This is a genomic window from Micromonospora musae (assembly GCF_003626545.1).
GTDB classification, from domain to species: Bacteria; Actinomycetota; Actinomycetes; order Mycobacteriales; family Micromonosporaceae; genus Micromonospora; species Micromonospora musae.
Window position 1 is genome coordinate 698867 of the sequence record NZ_RAZS01000003.1, and the last position, 13383, is coordinate 712249.

Sequence of the window (13383 nt, forward strand, 5' to 3'; positions counted from 1 at the left end):
CCCTGCGATCGGGCGGGCTAACCTGACGGCCTCGTCCGGCGGCGCGGTCGATCCCACCCCGTCCGGCGGCGAGGGTCCCGAACCGCCGGCACACCCGCCGCGCCCGCGGGGCTGAACGGCCGCCCGGTACGCCCGGGTACGACCCCTAGGCCGAACGGGAAGATCGCGATAGGTTCACCGGGTATCGACCGCCGGTGCCCCCGCAGACCGGCCGCGGTGCGTGCCGGGCCGGGAGCCGGGCCCGTCCACCGTGTCGCGCCCTGCGGCCCCCCACCACCGCCGCGACCAGGAGGAAGAGCGTGAGCCAGGAGGTCCGGGGAGTCATCTCCCGCAGCAAGGGCGCGCCGGTCGAGGTCACCACGATCGTGGTGCCGGACCCGGGGCCTGGTGAGGCGATCGTCCGGATCCAGTCCTGCGGGGTCTGCCACACCGACCTGCACTACCGCGAGGGCGGCATCAACGACGACTACCCGTTCCTGCTCGGGCACGAGGCGGCCGGCATCGTCGAGGAGGTCGGCGAGGGCGTCACCGGAGTCGAGCCCGGTGACTTCGTCATCCTGAACTGGCGCGCGGTCTGCGGTGTCTGCCGCGCCTGCCGCCGCGGCCGCCCCTGGTACTGCTTCGCCACCCACAACGCGTCGCAGAAGATGACCCTCACCGATGGCACCGTGCTCAGCCCGGCCCTGGGCATCGGCGCGTTCGCGGAGAAGACGTTGGTGCACGCCGGACAGTGCACCAAGGTCGACCCGGCAGCGCGTCCGGCCGCCGTGGGACTGCTCGGCTGTGGGGTCATGGCCGGCCTCGGCGCGGCCATGAACACCGGCGGGGTCACCCGGGGCGACGCGGTGGCGGTGATCGGCTGCGGCGGCGTCGGCGACGCTGCGGTCGCCGGCGCGGCGCTGGCCGGCGCGACGACGATCATCGCCATCGACACCGACGCCCGCAAGCTCGACTGGGCACGCAAGTTCGGCGCCACGCACACCGTCGACGCCAGCGCGCAGGACCCGGTCGAGGCGATCCGCGCTGCCACCGGCGGCTTCGGCGCCGACGTGGTGATCGACGCGGTGGGCCGCCCGGAGACCTGGAAGCAGGCGTTCTACGGTCGCGACCTCGCCGGCACGGTGGTGCTGGTCGGCGTACCGACCCCGGAGATGACCCTCGAGGTGCCGCTGCTCGACGTCTTCGGCCGGGGCGGCGCGCTCAAGTCCAGCTGGTACGGCGACTGCCTGCCCAGCCGCGACTTCCCCATGCTGACCGAGCTCTACCTGCAGGGGCGCCTCGACCTCGACGCGTTCGTCACCGAGGAGATCGCCCTAGACCAGGTGGAGCAGGCGTTCGAGCGGATGCACCACGGTGACGTGCTGCGCTCGGTGGTGGTCCTGCCGTGACGGCCCGGCTCGATCACACGGTCACCACCGGCACGTTCACCTTGGACGGGCAGACGTTCGACGTGGACAACAACGTGTGGGTGCTCGGGGACGACACCGAGTGCGTCGTGCTGGACGCGCCGCACGACGTGGAGGCGATCCTGCGGCTGGTGGGGGAGCGTCGGGTTCGGGCGATCCTCGCCACCCACGCCCACGACGACCACGTCCGGGTCGCTCCGGCACTGGCCCGGGCCACCGGCGCGCCGGTGTTGCTGCACCCCGACGACCGGGTCCTCTGGGACCTGACCCACCCGGATCTGCCGCCCGGTGGCGAACTGCGGCACGGAGAGCGCATCGAGGTGGGTGGTGCCGCGCTGACGGTGCTGCACACTCCGGGGCACAGTCCGGGCGCGTGCAGTTTCCACGCACCCGAACTGGGTGCGGTCTTCACCGGCGACACGCTCTTCGCCGGTGGGCCGGGTGCCACCGGCCGCTCCTACAGCGACTTCGACCTCATCATCGAGTCGATCCGGACTCGGCTGCTCACCCTGCCGCCGGAGACGGTGGTGCACACCGGACATGGCGCCGACACGACTGTCGGCGCCGAGGCGCCGCACCTCGACGAGTGGATCGCCCGGGGCCACTGACCGCCGGCCCCGCCGAGAGGCACCGCGCGGACCCTGTCGCGCCGGGCGGCCGCTGACGATCAGGTCGAGCGGGCGCCGTAGCTCCGGGGCGGTGACCGAACCCGCGTCCCCGGGCCGACCTCGTGCACCGGGGGTGACCTTGCGTCCCCGGCGCGGCTTGCGTCCGCGGGCCGATCTCGCCTCTCCGGGTTGACCTTGCGTCCGCGGGCCGACCTCGTGCACCCGGGGCCCGGCCGCGCGGTCGGCGCCCGCGTGGCGCGTATCCCCGCGAACGTCGCCTGTGAGCGGTCCAGCGCCGCCCTGCCCGAGCACACCGCGAGGCGTCCCGATCACCGCGGCCGTGGTGATCGCGGTCGCTGGATCGATCTCGCCCCCGCGCGCCGTCCGTCCGTCGACCGAGCGGGCTGTCGGTATTCCGCGGGGTGACGAGTTCCGCAGCCACCCTCGGCAGGGGCGTATCCGGAATGACCGACACGCCAACCTGGTTGTGTCCCCCGTACCGCCCGAGCCGAAACCACTTCCGGTGCGGACATCCCCCAAGGAGTGCTCACCCCGGAGCGCTTCGCATGATCGAAAGGGCAACCATCGTGAAGTTCGACTTCACTCGATGGCTCCCGGCCATCGCGAAGGACTCTCATCAGAAGGCCGCGCTGAGCGTGGCAGGCATCGCCGTCCTCGGCGGCCTCGCGGTCGGGCCGACCGCGGTCGCCGCCCCCGTCACCATCGGGCCCCACGAGGCTGCCATCGCCGCCATCGACTACGCCACCGGCACGAACGGCACGGATGGGCACGGCGGCACCGAGTCCGGCCTGACCACCGGCTCCCGCGACGGCAGGCTGCCCGCCGGGCACCCGAGCCGCGACGAGCTGGTGCCGTACGGCGTCCAGGGCGCTCAGTCGCGTATCCCCCTGGACGACGCGCAGCTCGACAACGCCAAGGCGATCATCAAGGCCGCCAAGAAGAGCGGTGTCGGTGAGCGTGGTGCGGTGATCGGCGTCGCGACATCGCTGCAGGAGTCGAAGCTGTACAACCTCGGCCACCTCGGCGCGTACAACGACCACGACTCGCAGGGCCTGTTCCAGCAGCGCCCGTCGTCCGGTTGGGGCACCCCCGACCAGATCACCGACCCGGACTACGCGGCGACGGCGTTCTTCACCGCGCTGAAGAACGTGGACGGGTGGCAGAACCTGCCGCTGACCCAGGCCGCGCAGACCGTCCAGGTCTCGGCCTACCCGTTCGCGTACGCGCAGTGGGAGGACCAGGCGGCGGACATCGTCCAGCAGTACGGCTGAGTGTGAAATCGCAGACCGGCCGGTCCCTTTAGGGGCCGGCCGGTCTCGTCTATCCGGGTCGGCCCCTCTTCGGAGGTTGGTCGACTCGGCTTCCGTGATGGCGGGCTGTCCGGCGTGCGTGGATGCGGCGACTTCATGGACCTTGAGTGGACCTTGGGCGGGTCTCGCCGGTGGCCGGGGAGTCTCCGGGGCGACGTCGCGCCTCCGTCGTGTGCGTTCGCGGTTGATCGACTCGGTTTCCTTGATGGCGGGGTGTCCCGGCTGGTGGATGCCGCGACTTCATGGAGCTCGTGTGGATCACCGCTCTGGGTGGGGTGAATCGGGCCGGTTGTCCGATTTATGGGAGGCCGGGTCGGGGTGTGGTTGTGGGTTGGTGGGTGGTTTGGGTGGGTATGGGGTGTGACCGGTGGCACCCTGGGGGCGGAATCGTGGCGGGGTCGGGGGCGTTGAGTATCCGCGACGGCCGAGGTAGCAGGCTGGCAGCTCATCTGAGCGGGCCGGTGCGGCACGGCTCCCGGGAATGATGGCGGGCCGCCGGTCGTTGAATGCGGTTCCGGCGCGGTGAGGTCCCCCGACCTTTGTCCTGGTCGCCGGTTCCCCTCCCGGTTCCACGACCCCCGAGTGTTGTGGTCGGGTCAGAGACTTTTTCCCCTTGTCTGGCGAAGCGCCGGTTGTGGCGCTGGCCTGTGCGTGCCGTCCCCCCCCCTTGTGCGCGCGTGGGTCACACCCCCGAAGGAGCTTTGGTCATGAACATGTTGATGCGTAAGGGTGTGCTTGGTCTTGCTGGTCTGGCGTTCGCTGGTGGTGTGGTCGGTGGTCCGATCGCGGCGCACCACGCTCATTCGGTGGATGCGCGGCCGGTTGCGGTGGTCCAGTCCTCGGGTGTGGATTCGGCGAAGCTGATTCCGCACGGTACGCAGGGTGTGCAGTCGCGCATCGACCTGGATGATGAGCAGGTCGCGAACGTGAAGGCGATCATCGCTGCGACGAAGAAGTCGAACATGGACGAGCGGGCCGCGGTCATCTCGATCGCGACGAGCCTGCAGGAGTCGAAGTTGGAGAACCTGGGTCATCTGGGTGACGCCAATGATCATGACTCGTTGGGTCTGTTCCAGCAGCGTCCGAGTTCGGGTTGGGGTACGCCGGAGCAGATCACGGATCCGGAGTACTCGACGATGGCGTTCTTGAAGGGTTTGAAGCAGGTTGACGGGTGGCAGGACATGCCGTTGACCGAGGCCGCGCAGACGGTGCAGGTGTCGGCGTTCCCGGATGCGTACGCGCAGTGGGAGCAGCAGGCCGCCGATCTGGTGGGCCAGTACTGGAACAGCTGACGCCCCACCACACAACCGCAGAGCAGGATCTGACCGCTGGCCGGTACCCACCCACGGGTGCCGGCCAGCGGCGTCCCCGCGACCGCCCCGGGGACCGGCCTCCGAAGGCCGTCCGGTTCACTGGGCGCGTGACCGCACACCCCGCCCCGCACGCCTTCGCGGCCGACGGCTCTTCCGCGACCGGCTCCTCGCCGGAGAGCGGCGACTCCTCGCTGGAGAGCGGCCTTCCTCCGACCGACGCCGCCCCGGCCGATGCCGCCCCGATCAAGGCCGCCCTGGCCGACGCCGCCCTGGCCGACGCCGCCCTGGCCGACGCCGCCCCGGCCGATACCGCCCCGGTCGACGCCGCCCTGACAGACGCCGCCCCGGTCGACGCCGCCGCGGCGGGTGACGGCCGGGTCTGGGCCACGGCGCGGGCCTTCCGCCTCTGGCTGGACGCGGCGAACGGCACCGGGGACGCCGAACTCACCTGCCGCGTCCTCAAGCTCACCGAGGAGGCCGGTGAGGTGGCGGGCGCGTGGATCGGGCTGCTCGGGCAGAACCCACGCAAGGGCGTGACGCACACCCGCGACGACGTCGCCGCGGAACTCGCCGACGTCGCCTTCACCGCGCTGGTCGCCATCGAGAGCCTCGGCCTGGATGCGCGTACGGTGCTCGACGGCTGCGCCGACAAGGTGCACGCCCGGATCGCCCCCGCCGACCGGCTGCCGTCCTGACCCCTCGCCGGCCACGGCTCGAGACCCACGGCGCCGCGGGCACCCCGCCAGCCGCGGCGGCCAGACTGCCGAGCAGTCGGTCGCGAACCGAGCCGGGGAGCAGGCTTCTCGACGGCTCCGGCCTGGGCAGAATCCGAACGGGTCAATGTCGGTGACGCCGGTTGAGCAGGACGTCGATCAGCGCGGCGATCAGCCCGAGCGCGATGATCACGGTGGCGACCAGGAGCGAGTGTTCGAACGCGGTGGTGAAGTCGCCGTGGTTGCTGGCCAGCGAGGCGAAGAACGCCGAGCCGACCGCCGCGATACCGGCGGCCGACCCGATCCGCTGTCCGGTCTGGAGCATGCCCGCTCCACTGCCGGCCTGGGGCACGGGCACCTGGGCGAGGGTGAGCGTCTGGTTGGGGGCGATCACCAGACCGCTGCCGATCCCGGCGAGCAGTAGCGGCGGCGCGGTCACCCAGGGCGCCGGCAGGTCCGGGAAGAGGCGCAGCGCCAGCCACGTCCCGGCGAGGCCGAGCACGACGCCGAGCAGCCCGACGGCGACCAACGGCCGGCCCACCCGGTTGACGAACCGGCCGCCGGCGGCCGAGGCCGCCGCCGAGCCGAGCGCGAACGGGGTGACGGCCAGGCCCGAGATGAGGGCGCTGTACCCGCGCCCGTTCTGCAGGAAGAGCGTGAAGATGAAGAAGATCGCGGTGAACCCACCGAAGTAGATCAGGGCGATCAGCGAGCCGAGGGTGTACGACCGGAACCGGAACAGCCGCAGATCGAAGAGCGGTTGCCGGGTCCGGGCGTAGCGGTGCTCCCAGAGCGCGAAGACGAGCAGGATCAGCAGGCCGGCGGGGATCAGCACCCACTTCCACGGCGTCCGCCACTGCTGCTCCTGCACCAGCGGCAGGAGCACCAGCAGCACTCCGACGCCGAGCAGGATCACCCCGACCGGATCGAGCCGGCGCCGGTCCACGTGCTCCTTCGGCCGGCTGGGCAGCAGCCGCCAGCCCAGGATCACGGCGACGATGCCGACCGGCACGTTCACGAAGAAGACGTACCGCCAGCCGTGACTTTCGCCGCCGAGCGCGATGAGCAGACCGCCGAGCAGCGGCCCGACGGCGGTGGAGATCCCGATGGTCGCGCCGAGCAACCCGAACGGTCGGGCCCGTTCGGGCCCGTGGAACATCTCCTGGATGACGCCGGTGACCTGCGGGTTGACGATGCCGGCGGCGGCGCCCTGGAGGAGTCGGGCGATGACCAGCCAGGTAGGGGAGGGGGCGAGCCCGGCGAGCGCGCTGGTGATGGTGAACAACGCGATGCCGAAGACGAACGCGTTGCGTCGACCCCGGGCGTCGCCGAAGCGGCCGGCCGGCACGAGCGCGAGCCCGAAGGTGAGCGCGTACCCGGAGAGCACCCACTGCAGATCGCTGGGGGAGGCGTGCAGCGCCCGGTCCAGCGAGGGTACGGCCACGTTCACGATGCTGACGTCGAGCAGCGTCATGAAGGCGGCGACGAGGCCGACTCCGAGAGCCCGCCAGCGTCGCCGGTTCTCCGCCGGGTCGAGGTCGGCCGGCTTGTTACCCGCCGCGCTCATCGTGCCCTCCGTTGACCGTCGATCATGCACTCCTGACCGCTACCCCGGCCACCGCAGGACAAATCGTCGCGCGACGCGCTTCCTCACGCCATTTGGCGCGCGCAGAACCTTGGGCCGAAGTCCAGCCCGGCCATCGGCGAGTCCTCCCGGTGCAGCAGCCCCTTCTCGGTGAGCAGGTGCAGCGGAGCGTTCAGCTCCTCAGCGCTCAGCCCGGCTTCCTCGCCGATCAGATCGGGGTACGGTACCTGGCCACGGGCCTCCAGCGCGGTGACCGCCTGGTACACCCGCTGCTCGACGTCCGACAGTTGCACCCGCTGCATCGCTTCCTCCTCGTGCTCGCGTCCGCCTCCGTGCAGGCGGTTGCGCTGCGCCGGTTACCCCCTGGCCGCGTGAAGATGCCCACCCGATCGGGGGTTGACCCCCGTTCGGCCCAGCCCGGCGCGGCGTGGCCCCGACGCGACCCGCGCAGCCCGATCCGCGCGGCCCGACCCGACGAGTTGCCCCATGGCGAAGATGGCTCGGCGGGACCCGCGCGGCCCGGCCTGGACGCGACCCGGCCCGGCCCGGACCGACCGGGCTTGGCGCGGCCCGACCCGGCGCGGCCTCCGGGCCGGATCGCCGACGCGTGCCCTAGGCTGCTCCCGTGATCGTCTGGGATCTCGCCGTGGTCGGCGCCGGCCCCGCGGGGCTCTCCGCCGCGTACGCCGCCGCCCGCGCGGGCGTACGGACCCTGGTTCTCGAGCGGGCGACGCACCCGCGTTACAAGACCTGCGGTGGTGGCCTCATCGGCACGTCGTTGGCGGCCGTGCGGGATCGGATCGAGGTGCCCGCGCACGACCGGGTGGACCGGGTGACGTTCACCTGGGACGGGCGGCGCGGCTTCACCCGCCGGCACCGGGCGCCCCTGGTGACGATGGTGCGCCGTGAGGAGTTCGACGACCGGCTGCGCGCGGCCGCCGTGGCCGCCGGGGCGGAGGTCCGCGAACGCGCGCCGGTCCGCGCCGTCGAACAGGACCCGGACGGCGTGAGCCTGCGGCTGGCCGACGGTACGACCGTGCGGGCCCGGACGGTGATCGGGGCGGACGGCTCCTCCGGGGTGACCGCCCGGCACGTCGGGGTCCGGTACCGGCAGGTGGACCTGGGGCTGGAGGTGGAGCTGGAGGTGCCGCCGGAGCAGCAGGAGCGCTGGCGCGGGCAGGTCCTGCTCGACTGGGGCCCGCTGCCCGGGTCGTACGCCTGGGTCTTCCCGAAGGACGACCGGCTCACGGTCGGGGTGATCGCGGCCCGGGGCGAGGGGGAGCGGACCCGGGAGTACCTGCGTCGTTTCGTCGACCGGCTCGGTCTGGCCGACGCCCCGGCGGCGCACGACTCCGGGCACCTGACCCGCTGCCGGGCGGACGATTCTCCGCTGCGCCAGGGCCGGGTGCTGGTCGTCGGGGACGCCGCCGGTCTGCTCGAACCGTGGAGCCGGGAGGGGATCAGCTACGCGCTGCGCTCGGGCGAGTTCGCCGGCGCGGCGGTCGCCGAGGGGGATCTGGCCGGCTACGAGCGGGCGGTCGGGGAGCGGTTGGTGCCGTCGATGCGCGCCGGTTACCGGCTGCTCGACCTCTTCTCGCGCCGGCCGGAGCTCTTCCACGGGCTGGTGGCGACACCTCCGGGCTGGCGGATGTTCGTGCGGTTCTGCCAGGGCCGGGCGAGCTTCGACGAGACGCTGGCCCGGCGCGAGGTGCGGGCGTTGCTGGCCGTGCTGGACCGGATCCCGGCCTCCCGCCGCCGCGTGCCGACTTCCTGACGGCCCGCCGGGTGCGACCCCTCCGGCGCCGCCTGCGGGCGTCCTGACCGCGTGTCGGGTGCGCCCCGACGCTTACGTCCAGGACGGCCGGTGAGCCGAGGGCGAAAGCCGGGCCCGATGCCGGTCGAGGTGCTGCTGGGTGCACCGTCCTTTCTCACCACCCAGGATCCTAGGATGCCCTACGCGATGTGACGCCGGTATCGGCACACAGGGGCGGCAGGCCGGCGGACTCCGGACGGATGGCCGAACCCCGTCGGCGGGGAGCAGGGCGAGAATGGGCCTAGCCAAGGAGGTGGCCGAATGAGCGACACCAACGAGGAGCCGCGGTTCACCGACGACGAGTGCGCCTTCCTCCGACACGCGCGCTTCGGCGAGCTGCCGCCGGCGGTCCGTCCCGAGGATCGGATCGAGCTGACCGAGACCGACCCGGCACGCGGCGCGCCGGAGAACGCCCCCGAGCGCTGGGACCTGCGCCACGGCTGAACCGCCCCGACCCGTTGGCCGGGGGAGCGTGATCCGGCGTCGCGCCGCGGCTCAGGAGCGGAAGACGCGGACGGGCCGCAGGCGAAGATCGCCCGCGGCCCGTCGGCACGGTTCCGGTCAGAACACCGGCACGCCCTCGCGCACGAGGCGCCAGTTCGGCTGGAAGAAGTCGGCCGGGTCGATCGTCCCCTTCGCCTGTGCCCAGTCGATGAGCAGCTGGCGGATCTCCTGCTGCTCGTTGTAGACCTGGGTTTTGACGATGCCGGGGAAGTTCCCGCCGCCGCTGCGCCGGTAGTTGTTCACCGCCACGACGAACTGGGCGTCGTCGGCCACCGGGGTGTCCGTGCCGGCCAGCACCAGTCGGGTGATCCGCTGGCCCACCGGCTTGGCGATGTCGATGTCGTAGTCGACGCCGGAGAGCGCGTCGTAGTTGTAGTCCGGCACCGACGGGTCGCTGATCTGCTCGGGGTCGACCGGGGCGCCGGGTGCGAGGGTGACGAAGTACTTCGCCGAGTACTCCAGGTACGCGCGCACCTCCGCGCCGGTGAGCACGACCGCCTCGAGGGTGTTGTCGAAGACGTAGAGCCCCGCCACGTCGCGGATCTTCACGTCGCCGGCCGGGAAGACCGCGGTGCGGCTGAACGGCGAGGCCTGGGAGAGCACCGGCAGGTCGGCGTACTGCGTGCCGGCCAGCGCCGTGGTGACCGTCTCGGCCTGGACGTGGTTGATGAAGTCGAGGATCGGGGTGTCCTTGTACCGCGACTCCACGGTGGACATCTCCACCGTGGCCCGCGCCACGACCTGGTTGACGTACGCCACGGTCTTCTTGTGCTGCGCCCGCACGGCGGCGAGGACCTTCGGGTCCTCCACCACCGTGTTGGTGTTCAGCATCGTGGCGGAGGAGCGGGTGATCGCCCAGCGGCCGTGCTCGCGGGCCAGGTTGAAGTCCATCCGGGTGAGGCGCTGGCCCCACTTGGAGGGCTCGGAGAGCAGGACCTGCCGGCCGGTCTGCTTGTTGGTCACGAAGCGCTGGACGACCTCGTTGTGTGCGTGTCCGAAGAGGATCGCGTCGATGCCGGGCACCTGCTCGGCGATGAGGGCGACCGGGTTCTCGTTCGGCAGCTCCGGCCCGTAGCTGGAGGTGCCGCTGTCACCGCCGTGCGCCGAGATCAGGATGATGTCGGCGCCGCGCTGGCGCATGATCGGCACGTACTTCGCCGCCGTGGCGATCATGTCGTCGAAGCGCAGCTTCCCCTCGACGTTGCCCCGGTCCCAGATCGCCACGCCGGGGTTGGTCAGGCCGAGGATGCCGACCCGCAGCGTCGGCGCCGCGAAGCCCAGGGAGACCTTCTTGATGACGTACGGCGTGAAGGCCGGCTTGCCGGTCCGCGCGTTGACGGCGTTGGCGGCCAGCGCCGGGAAGCCGAGCTGGCGGATCCACAGGTCCAGCAACGGCAGGCCGTAGTTGAACTCGTGGTTGCCGAGCGTCACGGCGTCGTAGTCGATGATGTTCATCGCCCGCGCCATCGGGTGCTTCTCGCCGGTGCTGGTGATCGGCTCCTGCTTGGCGTAGAAGGTGGCGAGGGGAGTGCCCTGGATGGTGTCGCCGGCGTCGAGCACGAGGGTGGCCTTGCCGCGCCGCTCGGCCCGGATCTGGTTGATCAGGGTGGCGAGCTTCGCGACGCCGATGTCGTTCTGCTTGCTGTCGTCGTACTCGGCGTCGCGGTAGTAGTCCCAGTTGTAGACGTTGCCGTGGGTGTCCGACGTGCCCAGGAGAGTGAGGTCCCAGGTGCGCGGGTGGTGCGCGCCGGTGGCCCGGGCGGGCGTGGCCGCGATCAGCGGGGCGGCGGCCGCCGCGGCCGCGACCGCGAGCACCTGCCGGCGCGAGGGGCCGGAGGGAGAGGTCATGACATGCCTTTCCATCGGAGGGGGCGCGCATGATCGGCGCCGAGCGCACCATAACCAGAGCTGGTCACTCCTGTCACAACGGCCCCGGGCGTCACCGCTCGGGACCGTTTCCGCCCCGACGCCGGGGGTAGGGGTGCCGGGGACCGGTTCCGATCAGGTACGCGAGGAGACGTCGGTGAGTGACGACCAGTACACCCGGCAGGACCCGACCAGCCAGTACGGGCAGCGGTCGGGGCAGCCGAAGCAGCAGCAGTCGCCGCCGGGCTCCACCGCCGGGATGGTTCCCCGCCCGGACCACGGCGAGCAGTCGTACCGGGGCAGCGACCGGCTCGCCGGCAAGCGGGCCCTCATCACCGGCGGCGACTCGGGCATCGGCCGGGCGGTCGCGATCGCGTTCGCCCGCGAGGGCGCCGACGTGCTGATCGGGTACCTCGGTACGGAGGAGGACGCGGACGCGCGGGACACGGTCGCCCTGATCGAGGAGGCGGGACGCCGGGGGCTGGCCGTCCGGGGCGACCTCACCGAGGAGCGGCACTGCCGGGAACTGGTGGATCGGGCGGTGGCCGAGCTCGGCGGCCTGGACCTGCTGGTGAACGTGGCGGGTTACCAGATGTCCCAGGACAAGGGCATTCTCGGGATCAGCACCGAGCAGTTCGACCGGGTGATGAAGACGAACCTCTACGCGATGTTCTGGCTCTGCAAGGCGGCGGTTCCGCACCTGCCGGAGGGGTCGGCGATCATCAACACGTCGTCGATCCAGGCCGCCGAGCCGTCGCCGCAGCTGCTGGACTACGCGACGACCAAGGCGGGGATCGCGAACTTCACCAAGGCGCTCGCCGCGGATCTGGCCGACCGGGGGATCCGGGTGAACGCGGTCGCGCCGGGCGCGGTCTGGACGCCGCTGATCCCGGCCACCATGCCGCAGGAGGCGGTGGAGTCGTTCGGCCAGAACTCGCCGCTCGGGCGACCGGGGCAGCCCGCGGAGCTGGCCCCCGCGTACGTCTTCCTCGCCTCCCAGGAGTCGAGCTTCGTCACCGGGGAGGTCCTCGGCGTCACCGGTGGTCGCCCGATCACCTGAGCGTTCAGAGACTGTCGGGAAACCCTGCGGCGGCTGCGGCGGGCCCAGCCGACGACCGGCGGCGTTGGAGAGTCGTCCGGATACAACACCGGTATCCGGACGACTCTCCGCCTTGCCGGATCGGCGCCTGGACTCCGCCTCGCTCGCCCCGGGGGTTTCCCGACAGTCTCTCAGCGGGGCCAGGCGCGGAGCCGGTCGCGGACCAGGGCGACCGCGGTGGCGTCCAGTCCGTAGCGGGCGAAGCGCTGTTCGGGGATGCGGTCCAGGTAGCGGCCGGCGGCGCGGACGTCCTCCGGGTCCAGCGCCGGGTCGACCTGCCGGGCGAGTTCGAGCAGTTCGGTCACGCCGTAGTGCTCGAGGGCGGCGGAGACGTCGATGTAGTCGCGGACCTCCCGCCGGTTGACCAACGCCGCGATCTTGTTGGCCATCAGGTCGTGGACGTCCATCACCGGGCCGAGGTCCATGACCACCGGGCTGCGGTGGCGGTCGAGCCGGGCCAGGCTCAGCCGGATCTGCCGGCCGTCGCGGCTCACCACGAAGTCCTTCAGGTCCCGGTCGTAGCCGTCGAAGAGGTCGGCGAGGTCGCTGTCCGGGTCGGCGTCGTCGACGGCGAAGCCGGCCTCCTCGAGGGCGGTACGCACACCGGCGGCGGCGGCCGCGGCGGCGCCCTCGACGTCGGCGAACAGATCCACGTCCTCGGTGGGGCGGGCGACGAGCCCGTGGGCGGCCCAGGCCACCCCGCCACCGAGGACGAACCGGTGCGGGCCCGCCGCGGTGAGCGCCACCCGGGCCACCTCGCGGTAGAAGTCGTGCAGGTGCGCGGTGGTCACGCCGTGCGCAGCGTCTGGTGGCGGCTCTCCCAGGCCTGGCGTACGGCGCGGGGGAGGTTGAGCAGGCGCCACACCCGGCGCAGCGTGCGGCCGTTGACGAGCCGGCGGAGGTCTTCGGCTCGGGTCGTCTCGCGCAGCACGTTCTCGTAGAGCCAGAGCAGCTGGTCGGGGTCGCCGAGGTCGAAGGTGCGTTCGGCGTTCCACATCAGCCGTACCGGCAGTTCGACGAGGCCACGGGTGGGGCCGGTCAACTCGGTGAGGGTGCGGGTGACCACGGCAGGGCGGCCCGGGCGGGTCAGGTGGACCACGCCGGTCGCGGTGGGGGAGGCGCCCTGCATGCTGTCAGGGTAACCC

General features: G+C 72.1%; 13 protein-coding genes. 8 read left to right on the top strand and 5 right to left on the bottom strand.

Going from position 1 to position 13383, the window contains the following annotated elements; genetic code table 11:
• Window positions 1-299 precede the first annotated feature (299 nt).
• From D7147_RS11245 to D7147_RS33680, 5 genes are all read left to right on the top strand, one after another.
• A complete protein-coding gene (locus tag D7147_RS11245; protein WP_120676440.1) occupies window positions 300-1388 on the top strand; it encodes an S-(hydroxymethyl)mycothiol dehydrogenase in 1089 nt (362 codons plus the stop codon).
• A complete protein-coding gene (locus D7147_RS11250; protein WP_120676442.1) occupies window positions 1385-2014 on the top strand; it encodes an MBL fold metallo-hydrolase in 630 nt (209 codons plus the stop codon). Before D7147_RS11245 ends, D7147_RS11250 begins: the two co-directional genes overlap by 4 nt.
• A 587-nt stretch (window positions 2015-2601) precedes the next feature.
• Window positions 2602-3306, top strand: a complete 705-nt coding sequence (locus D7147_RS11255) for a hypothetical protein (protein WP_120676444.1) — start codon at window positions 2602-2604, stop codon at window positions 3304-3306.
• Window positions 3307-4052: 746 nt separating this feature from the next.
• Window positions 4053-4637: a hypothetical protein gene (locus D7147_RS11260; RefSeq protein WP_120676446.1), complete on the top strand. Its 585-nt coding sequence runs from the start codon at window positions 4053-4055 to the stop codon at window positions 4635-4637.
• Between the two features lie 128 nt (window positions 4638-4765).
• Window positions 4766-5353: a MazG-like family protein gene (locus D7147_RS33680; protein WP_233563080.1), complete on the top strand. Its 588-nt coding sequence runs from the start codon at window positions 4766-4768 to the stop codon at window positions 5351-5353.
• A 142-nt stretch (window positions 5354-5495) separates the two neighbouring features.
• On the opposite strand, the gene D7147_RS11275 is transcribed toward D7147_RS33680, so the two are convergent.
• Both D7147_RS11275 and D7147_RS11280 read right to left on the bottom strand, forming a co-directional pair.
• Window positions 5496-6938, bottom strand: coding sequence for an MFS transporter (locus D7147_RS11275; RefSeq protein ID WP_120676448.1), 1443 nt, complete (start codon window positions 6936-6938; stop codon window positions 5496-5498).
• Between the two features lie 83 nt (window positions 6939-7021).
• Entirely contained in the window at window positions 7022-7258 is a 237-nt protein-coding gene (locus D7147_RS11280) for a hypothetical protein (protein ID WP_120676450.1), read from the bottom strand.
• A gap of 323 nt (window positions 7259-7581) precedes the next feature.
• Here D7147_RS11280 and D7147_RS11285 point away from each other — a divergent pair, with 323 nt between their 5' ends.
• Window positions 7582-8730 carry a geranylgeranyl reductase family protein gene (locus tag D7147_RS11285; protein WP_120676452.1) on the top strand — a complete coding sequence of 383 codons (1149 nt, stop codon included), beginning with the start codon at window positions 7582-7584 and terminating at the stop codon, window positions 8728-8730.
• Between the two features lie 300 nt (window positions 8731-9030).
• Window positions 9031-9213, top strand: coding sequence for a hypothetical protein (locus D7147_RS11290; protein WP_120676454.1), 183 nt, complete (start codon window positions 9031-9033; stop codon window positions 9211-9213).
• Between the two features lie 117 nt (window positions 9214-9330).
• On the opposite strand, the gene D7147_RS11295 is transcribed toward D7147_RS11290, so the two are convergent.
• Window positions 9331-11121: a bifunctional metallophosphatase/5'-nucleotidase gene (locus D7147_RS11295; protein WP_120676456.1), complete on the bottom strand. Its 1791-nt coding sequence runs from the start codon at window positions 11119-11121 to the stop codon at window positions 9331-9333.
• A gap of 175 nt (window positions 11122-11296) precedes the next feature.
• On the opposite strand from D7147_RS11295, the gene D7147_RS11300 reads away from it, so the two are divergent.
• Window positions 11297-12199: a glucose 1-dehydrogenase gene (locus D7147_RS11300; RefSeq protein ID WP_120676794.1), complete on the top strand. Its 903-nt coding sequence runs from the start codon at window positions 11297-11299 to the stop codon at window positions 12197-12199.
• Between the two features lie 170 nt (window positions 12200-12369).
• Here the strand turns inward: D7147_RS11300 and D7147_RS11305 are convergent, their stop codons facing one another.
• Both D7147_RS11305 and D7147_RS11310 read right to left on the bottom strand, forming a co-directional pair.
• On the bottom strand, window positions 12370-13029 hold the full coding sequence (locus D7147_RS11305) for a nucleotidyl transferase AbiEii/AbiGii toxin family protein (protein ID WP_233563081.1): 660 nt from the start codon (window positions 13027-13029) through the stop codon (window positions 12370-12372).
• Window positions 13026-13367: a hypothetical protein gene (locus D7147_RS11310; RefSeq protein ID WP_120676458.1), complete on the bottom strand. Its 342-nt coding sequence runs from the start codon at window positions 13365-13367 to the stop codon at window positions 13026-13028. Before D7147_RS11310 ends, D7147_RS11305 begins: the two co-directional genes overlap by 4 nt.
• Between the last annotated feature and the right edge of the window lie 16 nt (window positions 13368-13383).

What these genes read in the sequence shown, in the direction of transcription:
- D7147_RS11275 (WP_120676448.1), bottom strand. Translation starts at nt 6,938, where the DNA reads ATGAGCGCGGCGGGTAACAAGCCGGCCGACCTCGACCCGGCGGAGAAC.
- D7147_RS11290 (WP_120676454.1), top strand. Translation starts at nt 9,031, where the DNA reads ATGAGCGACACCAACGAGGAGCCGCGGTTCACCGACGACGAGTGCGCC.
- D7147_RS11295 (WP_120676456.1), bottom strand. Translation starts at nt 11,121, where the DNA reads ATGACCTCTCCCTCCGGCCCCTCGCGCCGGCAGGTGCTCGCGGTCGCG.
- D7147_RS11280 (WP_120676450.1), bottom strand. Translation starts at nt 7,258, where the DNA reads ATGCAGCGGGTGCAACTGTCGGACGTCGAGCAGCGGGTGTACCAGGCG.
- D7147_RS11310 (WP_120676458.1), bottom strand. Translation starts at nt 13,367, where the DNA reads ATGCAGGGCGCCTCCCCCACCGCGACCGGCGTGGTCCACCTGACCCGC.
- D7147_RS11260 (WP_120676446.1), top strand. Translation starts at nt 4,053, where the DNA reads ATGAACATGTTGATGCGTAAGGGTGTGCTTGGTCTTGCTGGTCTGGCG.